The following is a 15,785-nucleotide window of genomic DNA, read 5'->3' on the forward strand; positions in this document are numbered from 1 at the left end:
AGGGAATCCATCATGCGGCTATCCCGCATCATCATGGCGCTCACGGTGGGCCTGGCCGTAGCGGCCGTGCCGACCGCGGCCGGGGCGGCGCAGCCGCAGCCCCCGGTCTACCCGCCCGAGGTCGCGTCGCTGACCGTCTCACCGACCACCATCCGGCTCGGCGAGACGTTCACCCTGCGGGGCTCCAACTTCGCGCCGAACGAGACGGTGCGGATCGACGTGGCGATCTCGGGTCTGCCCGCGGCCGCCCCGGCCGAGGGGACCGCGCGGCGCAGCGACGGCAGCACGGTGGCGATGGCGCCGGTCGCCTACACGCCCAACCGCGCCCAGCCGCAGCCCGCGCCGACCACGTTCACCGTGACGGCCGACGCCAACGGCAACTTCACCGTCACCTACCGGCCGACCAGGCCGGGCCGGTACACGTTCACCGCCACGGGCCTGACGTCCGGGCGGATCGCGAGCGCCACCGGCACCGTCCTGCCGCCGCGGCCGACCAAGTCGCCGCACCACGGCGGGCTGCCGGTGACCGGTGACAGCATCGGCACGCCGCTGAAGCTCGGTGGGGGCCTCGCCGCCGCCGGTGCGGTGCTGCTGCTGGCCTCCATGGCCTGGCGCCGCCGCCGCCTCGGCTGATCCGGGGCGTGCCGGGGACGACCCGGCTCGATCGTGAGTGCCCGCCGGACCTCGTCCGGCGGGCACTCACGTGTCCGGGCGACACGACACAATGAGCCATGGACGCGACACCGTGGACCGATCAGGCCGGCCTGCTCACGCTGCCCGGTGGCGCCACCGTCCGCGGGCGCAAGGTCGCCGCGCCCGCCTCGCCCGCCGACTTCGCGCTGCTGCTGGCGCCCGGTCCCGAGCCGGAGTGGCCGGCCCGGCGGGTCCGCTGGCCCGACTTCTGGATCCCGTCCGACCGCGCCGACGCCCTGGACGCGCTGCGGGAGGCGCGGCGGCGCGCGTACGCGGGGGAGCGGGTCGAGGTGGCCTGTCACGGCGGCGTCGGGCGCACCGGCACCGCGCTGGCCGCGCTCGCCGTGCTGGACGGGCTGCCGCCCGCGCGGGCGGTGGCCTGGGTCCGGTCCCACTATCACCGGCGCGCCGTGGAGACACCGTGGCAGCGGTGGTGGCTGCGCGGCGTGCGCTGACACCCCGGCCGGTCACCGAACGGGACCGCCCGATCGGCGCGGCGTCACGACACCGGTGAGCCGTCGGGACCTGATCATCGGGCTCGGTAGGGTGCCTTCTCATGAGAGCCCGGGTCCTGGCCGCCGCCACCGCCGTCACCCTGCTCACCACCGGGGTTCCCGCCCCGGCCGCCGCCGTCCCGGCCACCACACCCGCCGCCCTCGCCGCGCCCGCGACCGCGCCCTGCCCGCGCCTGCCCGCGCCGAAGGTGAGCCGGCCGCCCCGCCCGACACCGCCGGCCACGACACCCGAACAGGCGGCGGTGGGCGGCGAGGCGCTGGCCGGCACCGGGCTGGTCATGCCACCCGGCAGCCCCGCGCCCCCGGCGGTCACCGCCACCACCTGGCTGGTGGCGGACCTGGACACCGGCGCGGTCCTCGGCGCGTGCGGCGCACACGTCCCCGGCACCCCGGCCAGCACCCAGAAACTGCTGCTGGCCGCCACCATGCTGAGCCGGCTGGACCCCGAGCAGGTCGCCGTCGCCACCCGCGCCGACCTGGACATCGAGCCGGGCAGCTCGGCGGTCGGCCTGCTCGTCGGCGGCCGCTACAGCGTGGCGACGCTGTGGCTGGGCCTGCTGCTCCAGTCCGGCAACGACGCCGCGAACATGCTGGCCCGCCTCGGCGCCGGCAGCGCGCAGGCCGGCGTCGCCGAGATGAACGAGCAGGCCCGCCGGCTCGGCGCCGGGCAGACGCACGCGGTCACACCGTCCGGCCTGGACGGTCCCGGCCAGTTCACCAGCGCGTACGACCTGGCGCTCATCGCGCGGGCCTGCTTCGCCGACGCCGCGTTCCGCCGGTACGCGCTCACCGAGCGCACGCAGATCCCGGCCCAGCCCGCGCTGAAGAAGGGCGGGTTCCAGATCCAGAACGAGAACCAGCTCATCTACCGCTATCCCGGCGCGCTCGGCGGCAAGACCGGCTTCACCGAGCTGGCCCGGCACAGCTACGTCGGCGCCGCGCAGCGGGACGGACGCCGTCTCGTGGTGACGCTGCTCGGCGCCGAGGCCCGCCCGGTACGCGGCTGGCAGCAGGGCGCCCAGCTGCTCGACTGGGGCTTCCGGCTGCCCCGCGACGCCTCGGTCGGGCGGCTGGTCGAGCCGGGCGAGCGGGACGCCGAGGCGGCGCAGCCCCGGCAGGCGGCGGCCGCCGAGCCCACCCGTACCGCGGCCCCGCCGTGGCGGGGGCCGGCCGGGACGGCGCTGCGACGCATCGGCGACGGGGACTGGCGGGTGATCGTGCCGGTCGCCGGTCTGCTGGCGCTCACCGTGGGCGGGGTGGCGGCGGTGCTCGCCGCCCGCCGGGGCCGCGCCCGCAGGCGGGGACGCCGCCGCGCCTGACCGGGCGGCACCCTACCGCTCGGTTCCGGCGGCGGAACGCGAATCCCGGAGCCGGTGACCCGTTCGGGTCGGCGTGGCTAGCGTCCGGGTCATGAGGACCTGGGGACCCTTCGTGGCGCTGGCCGCCGCCCTGCTGCTGCCGGCGCCGGCGACACCGGCGGCGGCCGCCGTCCGCGCGCCTCTACGCCGGCTGCCGGCCGCGCCGCCCTGCCCGAACGTGCCGGCCCCGTCGACCCGGCCGCCGCAGCCGCCGCCGGCGCCCGACCCGGCCGCGCGAGCCGTCGGCGGCGCCGCGCTGGACACCGCGGGCCTGGTCGTCCCGCCCGCGTCGAGCGCGCCGCCGGCGGTGACCGCCACCTCCTGGGTGGTCGCCGACCTGGACAGCGGCGCGGTGCTCGGCGGCTGCGGCCCGCACGAGTACGGCGTACCGGCGAGCGTGCAGAAGCTGCTGCTGGCCGCCACCATGCTGCCCCGGCTGGACCCGAACCGGGAGGTGACGGTGACCGCCGGGGACCTGGCTGTCGAACCGGGCAGCTCGGCGGCCGGGCTGGTGGAGGGCGGGCGCTACCGGATCGAGACGATCTGGCTCGGCCTGCTGCTGCGCTCCGGCAACGAGGCGGCCAACGCGCTCGCCCGGCTCGGCGGCGGCCCGGACGGGCTGGCCGGCGGGGTACGGGCGATGAACGAGGAGGCGCACCGGCTCGGCGCCCGGCAGACGCACGCGGTCACCCCGTCCGGGCTGGACGGGCCGGGGCAGTTCACCAGCGCGTACGACCTGGCGCTGATCGCACGGGCGTGCTTCGTCGACCCGGCGTTCCGCAGGTACGCCGCCACCCGGTCCACCCGGATCCCGGCCCAGCCGGCGCAGCGGGCGAAGGCGTTCGCCATTTCCAACGACAACATGCTGCTGGACCACTATCCGGGGGCGCTCGGCGGCAAGACCGGCTTCACCGACCTGGCCCGGCACACGTACGTCGGGGCGGCCGAGCGCGGCGGGCGGCGCCTGGTGGTCACGCTGCTGGGCGCCGAGGTGACCACCCAGCGGGGCTGGCAGCAGGGCGCGGCGCTGCTGGACTGGGGGTTCGCGCAGCCCCGCGACGCCTCGGTGGGGCGGCTGGTCGAGCCGGGGGAGCTGGACCGGTCCGCGCCTCCGGCGGGCGGGGCGGCCTCGGCCCTGGCCGGGCACGCCGGCCTGGCCGGTGGCGGGGCGGCACCCGGGCCGCGGCCCGGCGCGGGTGTGACGGTCGCGGTGGGCGCGGTGCTGACCGCCGGGGGAGCGTTGCTGCTGGCCCGGCGTCGCCGCCACGCCGCCGCCGTCGCCATGTCGGCCGGGTCGGCCCTGCGGGAGCCGGAAATTCCGGAACAGGACTGAAAGGAGCGGCCCGGATCAGCGGCAGGCGGGCCCCGCGGTGCTGTCCCGCACCACGAGTTCGGTGGCCAGCTCGACCCGGGGCGAGTCGATCTCGTCGCCCTGGGCCAGCCGCAGCACGGTGCGCGCGGCGAGCCGGCCCATCTCGACCAGCGGCTGGCGCACCGTGGTCAGCGGCGGTGAGGCCCACCGCGCCTCGGGCAGGTCGTCGAAGCCCACCACGCTCACGTCGTCGCAGACCCGCAGCCCGCGGCGGCGCACCGCCTCGTACACCCCGAAGGCCATCTGGTCGCTGGCGGCGAAGATGGCGGTCGGCGGCTCGTCCAGGTCGAGCAGCGCGCCACCGGCGGTGAAGCCGGACGCGTGGTAGAAGTCGCCGGGCTGCACCAGCCGGTCGTCGGCGGCGACTCCGGCGGCGGCCAGCGCGGCCCGGTAGCCGTCCAGCCGGGCGCGGCTGCACAGCAGGTGCGGTGGGCCGGCCACGAAACCGATCCGGCGGTGGCCGAGCTTGAGCAGGTGCTCGGTGGCGGCCAGGCCGCCGGTCCAGTTGGTGGCGCCGATCGCCGGCACGTCCGTGGCGGCCACGCCGGCCGCCGGGTCGACCACCACCACCGGCACGTTGAGGCGCCGCAGCTGGGCCTGCACGGCCGGGCTCAGGTGCGAGGTCACCACGATCACGCCGTCGGACGCGCGGGCGCGCAGGTTGTGCAGCCACTGCCGGGTGGAGCTGGACTCGCGATGGATCGCCGAGACGACGGTGCCGACCCCGGCGGCGTGGCTGACGTCCTCCACGCCGCGGATGATCTCCACCGCCCACGGGCTGTCCAGGTCGTTGAAGACCAGGTCGACCAGGTCCGCCCGGCGGACCGTACGGCTGCCCCGGCGGCGGTAGCCGTGGTGGCGCAGCAGCTCCTCGACCCGTTCCCGGGTGTCCGGCGCGACGTCGGAACGCCCGTTGAGCACGCGCGACACGGTCGGGACCGAGACGCCGGCCTCCCGTGCGATCGCGGTGATGGTCACCCTGCGCTCGTCGTCCGCGCTCACCCGTGTTCCCTTCGCCGGCTGCCGGAACCGACCGGTAGACCGTCCCGCCCCACGCACATCTTGCCGTACGCCGAGGGCTTGACGACAGGCCGGACCGGCTCTAGCGTTCGCCAGAGTTGCGGAAACGTTCCGGAAATGCCCCCGTCATCTCCCGACGGCTCGCCGTCCACCCCCGACGAACGACGAGGAAAAACCGAGGCGTGTTCACCGACCTGACCGAGGCCGAACTCCGTACCTACCGCAGCGACCTGCACGAGCCTCCGGACTTCGACGCCTTCTGGGCTGACACTCTGGCACAGGCGCGCTCGTGCGGCGACCCCGTGTCGGCGACCCCGCTGCCGACGCCGCTGACCGCTGTCGACGTCTTCGACGTGACGTTCCCCGGCTTCGCCGGACAGCCGATCCGCGCCTGGCTGCGGGTGCCGCGCGGCGCCTCCGGGCCGCTGCCCACGATCGTGCAGTACGTCGGGTACGGCGGCGGACGCGGTCACGCGCTGGAGAACCTGCTCTGGTCCGCGGCCGGCTTCGCCCACCTCCAGATGGACACGCGCGGCCAGGGCTCGGGGTGGAGCCGGGGCGACACACCCGACGTCGCCGCCGCCGGACCGCAGGCGCCGGGCATGGCCACCCGGGGCATCGAGGACCCGAACCGGTACTACTACCGGCGCTTCCTCACCGACGCGGTCCGCGCCGTGGACGCCGCATGCGAGCTGCCGGCCGTCGACCCGGACCGGATCGCCGTACTCGGTCACAGCCAGGGCGGGGCCGCCGCGCTCGCCGCCGCCGCGCTGGCGCCGAGGGTACGCGCGGCGGTGGCGCTCGTGCCGTTCCTCTGCGACATCCCACGCGCGATCACGATCACCGACGCCACGCCGTTCCGGGAGATCCGCGACTACCTGGCAGTGCACCGGGACCGCGAGGAGCAGGCGCTGCGCACGCTCGGCTACGTCGACGGCGTCGCGTTCGCCCGCCGGGCCACGGTGCCGGCCCGGTTCTCCGTCGCGCTGATGGACGAGATCGTCCCGCCGTCCACCGTCTACGCCGCCTACCACGACTACCGCGGCGACAAGGACCTGACGGTGTGGCGGTTCAACGGCCACGAGGCGGGCGGCATCGACGACGACGCCGCCGCTGTCGACTTCCTCCGTACCGCGCTGGGCGGCTGACCACCGGTTCCGCCGATGCCGGGCCACCGGGGCTGGTAGACACGGCGGGTGGGCACCGGCAGACGCGCGACGGCGGTCCTGGCCGTCGCGGCCGCGCTGCTGGCCGCCGCCTGCCAGCGGCCCGCGCCGTCCCCGTCGCCGTCCGCGCCGCCGGCACCCACCCCGACCGGCCCGCGCGCCCCGGCGGAGTTCGTGGACCTCACCACCGTCGACCCCACCGTCCGCACCGACATCCGGTACGCGGGCCCGCACAACTTCGTGGGCCGCCCGATCGACGGGTACGCCGAACCGCGCTGCCTGCTCACCCGGCCCGCCGCCCAGGCGCTGCACCGGGTGCAGACCGCCGCGCTCGCCGGCGGGCACAGTCTCAAGGTGTACGACTGCTACCGCCCGCAGCGCGCGGCCGACGACTTCGTCGCCTGGGCGAAACTCCCCGGCGAGCAGCGGATGAAGGGCGAGTTCTACCCCGGCGTGCCCAAGGACCGGCTGTTCGCTGACGGCTACATCGGCGCGCCCACCGCGCACAGCCGGGGCAGCACCGTGGACCTGACCCTGGTCCCGGTCTCCGCCGCCGCGCAGCCCGCGTACACGCCCGGCCAGGCGCTCGTGCCCTGCACCGATCCGGCCGGCCGCCGCTTCGGCGACGACTCGATCGACATGGGCACCGGCTTCGACTGCTTCGACCCGCGCGCCCACACCGCCGACGCGCGGATCAGCGACACCGCCCGGAGCAACCGCGACCTGCTGCGCCGGCTGATGTCCGCGCAGGGCTTCGAGAACTATCCGCTGGAGTGGTGGCACTACCGGTACGTCGACGAGCCGTACCCGGACACCTGGTTCGACTTCCCGGTGGCCGGTTCGTCGCTGCGATGACGCGGCCGTTCCGCCATGATCGATTGCGGCTAGGCTGGGCGCTCATGGAGACCGAACGGATCGGGCCGCCGCTGCTCGCCGGCGAGCGGGAGTCGCTGCGCGCCTTCCTCGACTTCCACCGGGCCACGCTGGCCCTCAAGTGCGAGGGGCTGACCGACGAGCAGCTGCGGCGGCCGGCGTCGCCGCCGTCCACGCTGTCGCTGCTCGGCCTGGTCCGGCACATGGCGGAGGTGGAGCGCACCTGGTTCCGCCGGGTCATCGCCGCCGAGGACGTGCCGCTGGTGTGGTCGGACAGCGGCGACTTCCAGCAGGCGTACGACGCCCGCGACGCCGACGCGGCGGAGGCGTTCGAGGCGTGGCGGCGCGAGATCGAGCACGCCCGGCGCATCGAGCGGGAGGCCGAGTCGCTCGACGTCACCGGTCACCAGGCCCGCTGGGGTGAGGATGTCTCGCTGCGCCTGGTCATGCTGCACATGCTGCACGAGTACGCCCGCCACAACGGGCACGCCGACCTGATCCGCGAGGCGATCGACGGCACCGTCGGCGTCTGAGCCGGCGCGGTCAGTGCCGCGTCAGCGCCCGCGCAGCGGCAGCCAGGCCAGCACGTCGGAGATCCGCGCGTCCCAGTACGCCCAGTCGTGGTCACCCGGACCGAAGTCGACGGTGACCGGCACGTCGCGTTTCCGGGCCACGTCGAGGAACCGCATGCTGTCCTCGTACAGGAAGTCCTCGGTGCCGCAGGCGACGTAGAGCGCCGGCCGGTCGTCGCCGGAGCGCTCCAGCAGCCCCACCGTGTCGTCGTCCTCGGGCACCGGGCCGTCACCCCAGACGGTGTGCCACACCGCCGGGTCGACCGGATGGGTCGGATGGTGGCGGCGGCGCGTCACGTCCAGCGCCCCGGACAGGCTGGCCGCCGCCGCGAACCGGTCCGGGTGGCGCAGCGCCCACTTCACCGCCCCGTAGCCGCCCATCGACAGGCCCGCGACGAACGTGTCCTCCCGGCGGGTGGACAGCCGGAAGAACGACCGGCACACCTCGGGCAGCTCCTCGCTGAGGAACGTCCAGTATCGGTTGCCGTGCGCCTCGTCGCAGTAGAAGCTGCGCTGCACCTGCGGCATCACCACGGCCAGCCCCAGCGGCGCCACGTATCGCTCGATGGAGGTCCGCCGGGTCCACACCGTGTCGTCGTCGGTCAGGCCGTGCAACAGGTAGAGCACCGGCGGGTCACCGTCGGCGGCCGCGCCCGGCACGCCGATCCCGGCCGCGCCCCGATCGGGCAGCAGCACCGTCATCGACGTGCCCACGCCGAGCGCCTCGGAGAAGAAGTCACACCGGATCAGCGCCATGAGGCGGCAGCCTACCTCGGAGGGGTTCGATGAGGGCGTTCCTATTGCCCCGGGACGGTCGCACGGGAAAAGATGGCCGTGCGTGCCGGAAACACACTCGTAACCTGCGCGCTGCTGGTCTCTGTCACGAGGAAGTGGGAGTCAGTCATGAGCGACGTGTCGGCCGCACTGGGTGTGCGCCTCTACCCGGACCTGGTCGAGCCCGGCGGTCTCGCCCCCGCGCTCGTGGCGACCGCCGCCGCGCACCAGCTCGACGTCGGCGAGGTGACCGCGCCCGAGCAGGGGCGCAGCCGGTTCACCTGCGCCGAGATGACCTCCGCCCGGGGCGTGGTCTGCGTCAGCCTCGGGTCCCAGGCCCGCTACTTCATGATCGACCTGCGGGTGGACGGCGACGTCCAGGCCCGGGGCGACGCCACCGACCTGCTCCAGGTCGCGCAGGTCGCCGCCGCGTGGCGGGCCGGCATCACGCTGGCCGAGCTGACCGCGCGCTACCCGTTCATGGAGGAGATGCGGCGCCACCCGGTGGCGCACGCCGGCTGACAGCCGGGCCCCGGGCCCGCCCGGCACAGTGGAACCGCGGAGCGGGTGCGTCGGTCGTCGCCCTCGCGGTGACCAACCACGCCCGGAGGAATATCGCATTGCCGCCCGAGTGCGGTGGCCGTACCGTGAGCGGGCAACGTCGATCTGATCCACCAGGGGAGCCTGCCGTGTCGCAGCAGAACCGCACCCGCGCCGAGCGGCGAGCGCCGCGCGCCGGTGTCCTGCTGCCCGAATCGGGCACGGGCCGGCGACGGCAGTGGCAACCAGGGTGGTGGCGCGTCTAGCGCCGGCGCGACGATCCGCGCGAACCGCCCGCCCCGACACCGGAGCCGGGCGGTTCTCCGTGTCCGGGGTGGATCCGCCGACGGCGTCACGCCGCCGGAGGGCCGTTGGAGCAATTGGCAGCTCACCCGGTTCTCACCCGGGAGGCTACGGGTTCGAGTCCCGTACGGCCTACGTCAGACGGACATGAGCAAGGAGACGACGATGGGTTTCACCCCGCTGGCCGGTACCCGGGCACCGGTCCGGGTCTGGACCGACCCGTACGCGATCGAGGCGCAGGCGGCCCGGCAGCTGCGCAACATCGGCGCGCTGCCCTGGGTGCAGGGTGTCGCGGTGATGCCGGACGTGCACTTCGGCAAGGGCGCCACCGTCGGCTCGGTGATCGCGATGCGGCAGGCCGTGTCGCCGGCCGCGGTCGGCGTGGACATCGGTTGCGGCATGTCCGCGGTGCGGACCTCGCTGACCGCCGCCGACCTGCCCGACGACCTCGCGCCGCTGCGTTCGGCGATCGAGGCGGCGATCCCGGTCGGCTTCGCGATGCGCGACGACGCGGTCGATCCGCGCCGGGTCCGGGGGCTGGAGCAGGCGGGCTGGGACGAGTTCTGGCGGCGGTTCGCGACGCTGGACCGGAAGGTGGCCCAGCTCCAGACGAGGGCGCAGCGGCAGCTCGGCACGCTCGGCGGCGGCAACCACTTCATCGAGGTCTGCCTGGAACAGGGCGGTGCGGACGACGGCCGGGTCTGGCTGATGCTGCACTCCGGTTCCCGCAACATCGGCAAGGAGTTGGCCGAGCGGCACATGGCGGTGGCGCGTGGCCTGCCGCACAACACCGACCTGCCGGACCGGGATCTCGCGGTGTTCCTCGCCGGCACGCCGGAGATGGAGGCGTACCGGCGGGACCTGTGGTGGGCGCAGGAGTACGCCCGCCGCAACCGGACGGTCATGCTCGCGCTGCTCTGCCAGGTGGTCCGGGACGCGTTCCCGCACGCCGGCTACGACGAGCCGATCTCCTGCCACCACAACTACGTGGCGGAGGAGAGCTACGACGGGGTGGACGTGCTGGTGACCCGCAAGGGCGCCATCCGGGCCGGGAAGGGGGACCTGGGCATCATTCCCGGCTCGATGGGCACCGGCTCGTACATCGTGCGCGGTAAGGGGAACCTGGACGCGTACTGCTCGGCGTCGCACGGCGCCGGGCGGCGGATGTCGCGGGGGCAGGCGAAGCGGACGTACAGCACCGCGGATCTGGCCGCGCAGACCGCCGGGGTGGAGTGCCGCAAGGACGCCGGTGTGGTCGACGAGATCCCCGGCGCGTACAAGGACATCACCGAGGTGATGGCCCAGCAGGAGGACCTGGTCGAGGTGGTCGCCCACCTCAAGCAGGTCGTCTGCGTGAAGGGCTGAGTGATAGGGCCGGCGTCGAGGGGGCGCCGGCCCTATCGGGTACGCCGGGCGACGCGTACGCCGATGGCGACCGCGCCGATGACGAGCAGCGCGGACAGGAGCTGGAGGCCGGGGGAGTCGTCGGCCTCCCCGTACACGAAGCCGGCGACGCCCAGCGCGACGGCGAGCAGGGCGACGGCGGCGGCCAGGTATCTCATCGCTCCTCCTCGTCGGCGACCCATTCGAGCAGGTCGCCGGGCTGGCAGTCGAGCACCCGGCACATGGCCTCCAGGGTGCTGAACCGGACGGCCTTGGCGCGGCCGTTCTTGAGCACGGCGACGTTCGCCGGGGTGAGCCCGACGCGCTCGGCGAACTCGCCGACGCTCATCTTGCGCTTGGCCAGTTCGACGTCGATGCGCACGACGATCGGCATCAGATCACCGCTTCCATGTCGGTGCGCAGCGTGGTGGCCTGGCGCAGCAGCGCGCGCAGGACGACCATCAGCAGCCCCAGCACGCTGACGCCGGTGACCAGCAGGAACAGCAGCAGCGGCAGCCCCGGGTCGTCGGCGTTGAAGCCGACGTAGAGGAACACGCCGACGAGCACCACCCAGGCGGCGGCGACCGCCCAGACGATCCCGTCGACCCAGCCCAGGGACGCCTCGGTGAAGATGCGGTCGTTCTTGACCAGGGTGAGCAGGTGCCAGGTGCAGACGATCACCACCTGCACGCACAGCACCCAGAAGATCGTCACCGCGGTGGCGGGCCACCGCAGGTACGCCATGTCCGGGTTCTCGCGCGCCATGTGCGCGAACTGCCCGGGCAGCGACATGGTCTGGAACAGCACCAGGATCGCGAACAGCAGGACCAGGAATGCGCGGAGAGGCGTCACCGCGCGTTGCGCCGTCAACATGCATCGACTATCGCGCGTAACCTATCGAAAGTCAATCGGTTCCGCTCGTGCGGCGGCCGACGGCGTACCGGACGTGGACGGCGTACCGCGAGTGGTGCACCGCACGGATCTCCAGGTCGACGTCGCGGTCGAAGCCCTCGAACAGCCGCTTCCCGGCACCGAGGATCACCGGCGCGGTGGACAGGCCCAGCTCGTCGACCACGCCCGCCGCGAGCGCCTGCCGGATCACGTCGGCACCCCCGCCGATGACCACCGCGCCGTCACCGGCCGTGCGCCGGGCCGCCGCCAGCGCCTCGCCGAACCCGTCGACCATGAGGAAACCGGCGCTCGGGTCGGGCTGGTCGGCGGTGCGGTGGGTGAGCACGACGAGGGGCGCCTGGAAGGGGTTCCGGCCGCCCCACGCGCCGGCGCTGTCGTACATGCCCCGGCCGCACAACGCGGCACTGGTTCCCGCCAGCATCTCGTCGAAGTACGCGCGGTCCTCGTCGGTCATGCCGGCGCCGGGCTCGCGCGGCGAGTCGTACGTCCAGGGACCGCCCATCACCCAGTGGTGCAGCCGCTCGCCGCCGACGCCGAGCCCCTGGCCCGCGTGGTCGTCCGGGCCAGTGACGTACCCGTCCAGGGAGACGGTGACGAACGCCCGTACCCGGCCTCGCGCTTCGCTGGTGCTCATGCTTCCTCCCGGAGATCGGAGAACACCGACCCGGGGAAGACCGCCCTCGCGCGCCGGACTCATCGCCGCCGTCGGTCCGGCGTCAGCCGTACACCGGATGCTCGGCCTGGAACGCCAGCCGGCGGTCCGCGCCGGCGGCCAGCTCGGCGAGCACGTCGTCGAGGTCCAGGAACGTCTGCCAGCGCTCCTGGCCGGTGATGGCGGCCAGCCGGTCGACCACGAGCTGCTCCAGGTCGGTGACGCGGCGGCCCTTCCACACCTTGTCGGCGAGGCTGACCATCAGGTCCTCCAGCTGCACGCCGGGGGAGTGCCAGGCGGCGTGGGTGACCGCGAAGCGGGCCCGCTCCTCCGGTACGCCGAAGCGCAGCAGCAACTGGTAGCCCGCCTCCTCGTGCGCCGATCCGGGGCCGGTCAACTCGCCCGGATGCTCGACCTTGCCGAGGTCGTGCACCGCGGCGCCGAACAGCACAGCCTGCCTGTCGAACGGCACCGCGGCGAACCGGTCGGCGAACGCGGCGGTCAGGCGCCAGGCGACGTCGTGCACCAGCCGCAGGTGCGCGCCCAGGCGCGGCGGGGCGGCCAGGGCGTCCAACAGCTCGACCGCCACGCCGGGCAGTGGGAGCAGCGGCGGGTCGCCCGGTTCGGTGAGTGCGCGGCGCAGCGCGTCGGAGGTCATCGGGGCGAGCGTACCGGGCCGCTCCGCGATCACCGGTGGTGATGGACGAGCAGCCGAGCGTGAAGCGGCCACTCGTCCGATTCCGGTGCGTCGATCCACTCGCGAGGGTGGGGGCCACGTCTATCACGGGGGTTGTCGAATGACCGCAATGAATCGTCGTGCCCTGCTGCGCGCCGCCGCGCTGACCGGGCTGGCCACCGCGACCGGGCTGGCCGCCGCGCCCTACGCCGCGTCCGCCGCGCCGGTGTCCGCCGCCGACGCGGTGAACGGGTCGTGGCTGGTCAGCGTCGGCTGGGGTGTGCTCCGGGTCGACCCGGGCCGCACCACGCCACGCGAGCTGCTGCCGAACGGGGATCACGCGAAGGCCTCGCCGGACGGCCGGTACGTGGCCTGGGTCAACACGGCGCGCTCGGGCGACGGCACGCTCGAGCCGTTCGTGGCGGTGTACGACCGGACCACCGGCGAGAAGCGCACGCTGCTCGCCGACCCGTTCGGTGTCCGCTACGGCGCGCCGACCTGGTCGCCGGACGGTTCGGAGATCGCCCTGGTCACCGGGGAGAACAACGATCGGCTGATCGCTGTCGACGTCGCGACCGGCGGCACCCGCGTGCTGGTCCAGGGTCACTCCATGGCCGACCCGGACTGGTCCCGGGACGGCTCCATGATCGTCCTGCGGTGGCACAGCCGTTCGGAGGGTCCGCAACTGCGTGTGCTCGAACTGGCGACCGGCACGGCGCGGCGGCTCTACACGCCCGGCGCGCCGGGTGAGCTGTTCGGCTCGCCGGTCTTCGCGCCCGACTCCGGGCGCGTGGTGTTCCGCACCGACCACTGGTATCCCGACCTGGAGTCCAGCAACCACTCGCTGGCGTCGGTGCGGATCGGGGGCACCGGGCTGAAGAAGCTCACCGACGAGCCCCGGTTCTACCTGTCGCCGGTGTTCTCCCCGGACGGCCGCTACTGCGCCGCGCTGTCGATCCCGCCGGAGAACGAGTACCCCGACGGCGGCAACATCGTCGTGTCCACCAGCGGCTTCGGCGAGCAGTGGTGGATCCCCGGGGACGAGTACGACGACAGCACCCGGCTGGACTGGGCCGCGGCGATCCCCACGGAGGTGCCGGCATGACCACGATGAACCGCCGTACGCTGTTGCGCGCCGCCGCGCTCACCGGCGCCGCCACCGCGACCGGACTGGCCGGCGGGCCGGCCGCCTCGGCGGCCGCGGGCGTCAACGGGCCGTGGATCGTCACCGGCAGCCCCGGCGTGCTGCAGATCAACCCGGGTCGCACCACCCCGCAGGTGCTGCTGCCCCGGGGCGCCGACGCGGCCGCCTCGCCGGACGGGCGTTACCTGGCCGTGATCGGCCAGAAGCCCGGCCCCGCCTTCGACCCCACTCTCGACCTGTACGACCGGGTCACCGGGGAGAGCCGCACGCTGATCACCGACCCGTTCGGCGTCCACTACGAGTGGCCGACCTGGTCGCCGGACAGCACCGAGGTGGCCATGGTGATCGGCGACTCCCGCCTGGTAGCGGTGAACGTGGACACCGGCGCCCGCCGGGTCCTCGTCGAGGGGCACCACATGGCGCGTCCGAACTGGTCCCGGGACGGCTCGATGATCGTGACGGAGTGGTACAGCCGGTCCGACGGTGGGCAGTTGCGCGTGCTGGAGCTGGCCACCGGAAAGGCGCGACTGGTCTATCAGCGCGTGCCGGGCGAGTTCGCGGATCACGCGGTCTTCACGCCCGACTCGCAGCGGATCGTGTTCAGCACCAACCGGTGGTATCTGGACCAGGAACGCCACAACCAGTCGCTGGCGTCGGTCCGGCTCGGCGGCACCGGGCTGAAGTTGCTCACCGACGAACCGCGGTTCATCATCTCGCCGGTGTTCTCCCCGGACGGGCGCTACTGCGCCGCGCTGTCCGTCCCGGACAGCAACCCGGAACCCGACGGCGGCAACATCATCGTCTTCACCAGCGGCTTCGGTGAGCCGTGGTGGATCCCGGGCGACGAGTACGACGACAGCATGCGGCTCGACTGGGCGCCGGCCGTCTGACGCACCCGATCGACGCGGCGGCCGGACGACCGGCCGCCGCGTCGGCGTACCCCGGGCGGATGTACACCCTGGAAGGCGGAAGCGGTGCGAGGCTTGGGGCTGGACGCCGCCGACGGGGCCGGCGTCCGCTGTGGAGGGGTGATGGCCGAGCCGCCGACCGGGACGTCGTCGCACCGCGCGCAGGCGCACGGCAGGCACGCCAACCATCACCGCTACCACGACGGCGCCGAGGTCGACGGGTACGTCGACGACCCGTACCACCGGGTGCGCCGCGCGGTCGCGGCCCGGCTGATGGCCGAGGGGGTGACCCGGCGCGGGCCGGTGCTGGAACTGGGCTGCGGACCGCGCGGCATGCTCGACCCGGCCGCGCTGCCCGGCCCGGTGGTGCTCGCGGACATGGCCGAGACGGCGCTGCGCACGGCCCGCGCGGCGGCCGGCGGGCGAGCGCTGCCGGTCCGGCTGGACGCCACGCGTGGGCTGCCGTTCCGCGCGGGCAGCTTCGCCGGGCTGCTCGCCGGGGAGCTGATCGAGCACGTGTACGACCCGCTGACGCTGCTGCGGGAGTGTCACCGGGTGCTGGCCGTGGACGGCCTGCTGGTGCTCACCACACCGAACCTGGCGCCGGTGCAGGACCGGCTGGCGTTCCTCGCCGGCCGGGCGCCGCGCCAGGTCGACCCGCTGCACCCGTACCTGTGGCTGCACATCCGCCCGTTCACCGCCTCGCTGCTGCGCCGGACGCTGCGCCGGGCCGGGTTCACGCCGGTGGCGCTGCGGTCCAACGAGGTCGGTTGGCGGCTGCCGGGTGGCCGGTGGGTGGCCTCGCGCCGGCTGGCCCGTGCCGCGCCGGGGCTCGGCGGTTCGCTGATCTGCGCTGCCCGGCGGCAGGGCGCACCGCCACCAGCCGGGAACAGGGCGTGATGGCAACATTGACAGCGGGCTATG

The 15,785-nt window shown here is 74.4% G+C and carries 19 protein-coding genes and 1 tRNA gene; 13 read left to right on the plus strand and 7 right to left on the minus strand.

Translation table 11 applies throughout. The features are described 5' to 3' along the window. Positions 1-12 precede the first annotated feature (12 nt). The 4 genes from GA0070562_RS08335 to GA0070562_RS08350 all read left to right on the plus strand — a co-directional run bounded on the left by GA0070562_RS08335 (position 13) and on the right by GA0070562_RS08350 (position 3,899). Positions 13-633: a hypothetical protein gene (locus GA0070562_RS08335; RefSeq protein WP_091418035.1), complete on the plus strand. Its 621-nt coding sequence runs from the start codon at positions 13-15 to the stop codon at positions 631-633. Between the two features lie 98 nt (positions 634-731). Further along, positions 732-1,148: a protein-tyrosine phosphatase family protein gene (locus GA0070562_RS08340; RefSeq protein ID WP_091418039.1), complete on the plus strand. Its 417-nt coding sequence runs from the start codon at positions 732-734 to the stop codon at positions 1,146-1,148. Between the two features lie 101 nt (positions 1,149-1,249). Beyond that, entirely contained in the window at positions 1,250-2,527 is a 1,278-nt protein-coding gene (locus GA0070562_RS08345) for a D-alanyl-D-alanine carboxypeptidase family protein (RefSeq protein ID WP_091418043.1), read from the plus strand. 91 nt (positions 2,528-2,618) lie between these two features. Continuing rightward, positions 2,619-3,899, plus strand: a complete 1,281-nt coding sequence (locus GA0070562_RS08350; protein WP_091418047.1) for a D-alanyl-D-alanine carboxypeptidase family protein — start codon at positions 2,619-2,621, stop codon at positions 3,897-3,899. Positions 3,900-3,914: 15 nt separating this feature from the next. Here GA0070562_RS08350 and GA0070562_RS08355 read toward each other — a convergent pair whose 3' ends face one another. Then, on the minus strand, positions 3,915-4,940 hold the full coding sequence (locus GA0070562_RS08355; RefSeq protein ID WP_091418050.1) for a LacI family DNA-binding transcriptional regulator: 1,026 nt from the start codon (positions 4,938-4,940) through the stop codon (positions 3,915-3,917). A 200-nt stretch (positions 4,941-5,140) separates the two neighbouring features. Here GA0070562_RS08355 and GA0070562_RS08360 point away from each other — a divergent pair, with 200 nt between their 5' ends. Genes GA0070562_RS08360 through GA0070562_RS08370 form a run of 3 tightly spaced genes read left to right on the plus strand, consistent with a single transcriptional unit; the run spans position 5,141 to position 7,530 of the window. Beyond that, positions 5,141-6,106 carry an acetylxylan esterase gene (locus GA0070562_RS08360; RefSeq protein ID WP_091418054.1) on the plus strand — a complete coding sequence of 322 codons (966 nt, stop codon included), beginning with the start codon at positions 5,141-5,143 and terminating at the stop codon, positions 6,104-6,106. A gap of 48 nt (positions 6,107-6,154) precedes the next feature. Further along, a complete protein-coding gene (locus GA0070562_RS08365; RefSeq protein WP_091418057.1) occupies positions 6,155-6,979 on the plus strand; it encodes a M15 family metallopeptidase in 825 nt (274 codons plus the stop codon). Positions 6,980-7,023: 44 nt separating this feature from the next. Further along, a complete protein-coding gene (locus GA0070562_RS08370) occupies positions 7,024-7,530 on the plus strand; it encodes a DinB family protein (RefSeq protein WP_091418060.1) in 507 nt (168 codons plus the stop codon). A 21-nt stretch (positions 7,531-7,551) separates the two neighbouring features. Here GA0070562_RS08370 and GA0070562_RS08375 read toward each other — a convergent pair whose 3' ends face one another. Next, entirely contained in the window at positions 7,552-8,325 is a 774-nt protein-coding gene (locus GA0070562_RS08375) for an alpha/beta hydrolase (RefSeq protein ID WP_091418064.1), read from the minus strand. A gap of 147 nt (positions 8,326-8,472) precedes the next feature. On the opposite strand from GA0070562_RS08375, the gene GA0070562_RS08380 reads away from it, so the two are divergent. The 3 genes from GA0070562_RS08380 to GA0070562_RS08390 all read left to right on the plus strand — a co-directional run bounded on the left by GA0070562_RS08380 (position 8,473) and on the right by GA0070562_RS08390 (position 10,551). Beyond that, positions 8,473-8,865, plus strand: a complete 393-nt coding sequence (locus tag GA0070562_RS08380) for a hypothetical protein (protein ID WP_013286540.1) — start codon at positions 8,473-8,475, stop codon at positions 8,863-8,865. A gap of 383 nt (positions 8,866-9,248) precedes the next feature. Beyond that, positions 9,249-9,321 (plus strand) — tRNA-Glu (locus GA0070562_RS08385). Between the two features lie 30 nt (positions 9,322-9,351). Next, complete coding sequence (locus GA0070562_RS08390; RefSeq protein ID WP_091418486.1) at positions 9,352-10,551, plus strand: RtcB family protein; 1,200 nt, start codon at positions 9,352-9,354, stop codon at positions 10,549-10,551. A 32-nt stretch (positions 10,552-10,583) separates the two neighbouring features. On the opposite strand, the gene GA0070562_RS30215 is transcribed toward GA0070562_RS08390, so the two are convergent. The 5 genes from GA0070562_RS30215 to GA0070562_RS08410 all read right to left on the minus strand — a co-directional run bounded on the left by GA0070562_RS30215 (position 10,584) and on the right by GA0070562_RS08410 (position 12,791). Beyond that, positions 10,584-10,748, minus strand: coding sequence for a hypothetical protein (locus GA0070562_RS30215; RefSeq protein ID WP_174536834.1), 165 nt, complete (start codon positions 10,746-10,748; stop codon positions 10,584-10,586). Next, a complete protein-coding gene (locus GA0070562_RS08395; RefSeq protein WP_013476639.1) occupies positions 10,745-10,963 on the minus strand; it encodes a helix-turn-helix domain-containing protein in 219 nt (72 codons plus the stop codon). Before GA0070562_RS08395 ends, GA0070562_RS30215 begins: the two co-directional genes overlap by 4 nt. Further along, positions 10,963-11,442, minus strand: a complete 480-nt coding sequence (locus GA0070562_RS08400) for a DUF2975 domain-containing protein (protein WP_013476640.1) — start codon at positions 11,440-11,442, stop codon at positions 10,963-10,965. The genes GA0070562_RS08395 and GA0070562_RS08400 overlap by 1 nt, the downstream gene beginning before the upstream one ends. A gap of 31 nt (positions 11,443-11,473) precedes the next feature. Continuing rightward, positions 11,474-12,115: a dihydrofolate reductase family protein gene (locus GA0070562_RS08405; protein ID WP_091418068.1), complete on the minus strand. Its 642-nt coding sequence runs from the start codon at positions 12,113-12,115 to the stop codon at positions 11,474-11,476. Positions 12,116-12,197: 82 nt separating this feature from the next. Further along, the gene (locus GA0070562_RS08410) at positions 12,198-12,791 is read right to left on the minus strand and encodes an HD domain-containing protein (RefSeq protein WP_091418489.1); all 594 of its coding nucleotides are present in this window, start codon (positions 12,789-12,791) and stop codon (positions 12,198-12,200) included. Between the two features lie 148 nt (positions 12,792-12,939). Between GA0070562_RS08410 and GA0070562_RS08415 the strand changes: the two genes are divergently transcribed. The 3 genes from GA0070562_RS08415 to GA0070562_RS08425 all read left to right on the plus strand — a co-directional run bounded on the left by GA0070562_RS08415 (position 12,940) and on the right by GA0070562_RS08425 (position 15,761). Continuing rightward, the gene (locus GA0070562_RS08415) at positions 12,940-13,914 is read left to right on the plus strand and encodes a TolB family protein (protein WP_254663757.1); all 975 of its coding nucleotides are present in this window, start codon (positions 12,940-12,942) and stop codon (positions 13,912-13,914) included. After that, positions 13,911-14,843 carry a TolB family protein gene (locus GA0070562_RS08420; RefSeq protein ID WP_091418075.1) on the plus strand — a complete coding sequence of 311 codons (933 nt, stop codon included), beginning with the start codon at positions 13,911-13,913 and terminating at the stop codon, positions 14,841-14,843. Before GA0070562_RS08415 ends, GA0070562_RS08420 begins: the two co-directional genes overlap by 4 nt. A gap of 141 nt (positions 14,844-14,984) precedes the next feature. Then, entirely contained in the window at positions 14,985-15,761 is a 777-nt protein-coding gene (locus GA0070562_RS08425; protein ID WP_091418079.1) for a class I SAM-dependent methyltransferase, read from the plus strand. Positions 15,762-15,785 lie beyond the last annotated feature (24 nt).

The sequence above is a fragment of the Micromonospora tulbaghiae genome (assembly GCF_900091605.1).
Taxonomy (GTDB): domain Bacteria; phylum Actinomycetota; class Actinomycetes; order Mycobacteriales; family Micromonosporaceae; genus Micromonospora; species Micromonospora tulbaghiae.

Coding starts and splice junctions, on each gene's coding strand:
- GA0070562_RS08335 (WP_091418035.1), top strand. CDS start 13: ATGCGGCTATCCCGCATCATCATGGCGCTCACGGTGGGCCTGGCCGTA.
- GA0070562_RS08340 (WP_091418039.1), top strand. CDS start 732: ATGGACGCGACACCGTGGACCGATCAGGCCGGCCTGCTCACGCTGCCC.
- GA0070562_RS08345 (WP_091418043.1), top strand. CDS start 1,250: ATGAGAGCCCGGGTCCTGGCCGCCGCCACCGCCGTCACCCTGCTCACC.
- GA0070562_RS08350 (WP_091418047.1), top strand. CDS start 2,619: ATGAGGACCTGGGGACCCTTCGTGGCGCTGGCCGCCGCCCTGCTGCTG.
- GA0070562_RS08370 (WP_091418060.1), top strand. CDS start 7,024: ATGGAGACCGAACGGATCGGGCCGCCGCTGCTCGCCGGCGAGCGGGAG.
- GA0070562_RS08375 (WP_091418064.1), bottom strand. CDS start 8,325: ATGGCGCTGATCCGGTGTGACTTCTTCTCCGAGGCGCTCGGCGTGGGC.
- GA0070562_RS08380 (WP_013286540.1), top strand. CDS start 8,473: ATGAGCGACGTGTCGGCCGCACTGGGTGTGCGCCTCTACCCGGACCTG.
- GA0070562_RS08390 (WP_091418486.1), top strand. CDS start 9,352: ATGGGTTTCACCCCGCTGGCCGGTACCCGGGCACCGGTCCGGGTCTGG.
- GA0070562_RS30215 (WP_174536834.1), bottom strand. CDS start 10,748: ATGAGATACCTGGCCGCCGCCGTCGCCCTGCTCGCCGTCGCGCTGGGC.
- GA0070562_RS08395 (WP_013476639.1), bottom strand. CDS start 10,963: ATGCCGATCGTCGTGCGCATCGACGTCGAACTGGCCAAGCGCAAGATG.
- GA0070562_RS08400 (WP_013476640.1), bottom strand. CDS start 11,442: ATGTTGACGGCGCAACGCGCGGTGACGCCTCTCCGCGCATTCCTGGTC.
- GA0070562_RS08405 (WP_091418068.1), bottom strand. CDS start 12,115: ATGAGCACCAGCGAAGCGCGAGGCCGGGTACGGGCGTTCGTCACCGTC.
- GA0070562_RS08410 (WP_091418489.1), bottom strand. CDS start 12,791: ATGACCTCCGACGCGCTGCGCCGCGCACTCACCGAACCGGGCGACCCG.
- GA0070562_RS08415 (WP_254663757.1), top strand. CDS start 12,940: ATGAATCGTCGTGCCCTGCTGCGCGCCGCCGCGCTGACCGGGCTGGCC.
- GA0070562_RS08420 (WP_091418075.1), top strand. CDS start 13,911: ATGACCACGATGAACCGCCGTACGCTGTTGCGCGCCGCCGCGCTCACC.
- GA0070562_RS08425 (WP_091418079.1), top strand. CDS start 14,985: ATGGCCGAGCCGCCGACCGGGACGTCGTCGCACCGCGCGCAGGCGCAC.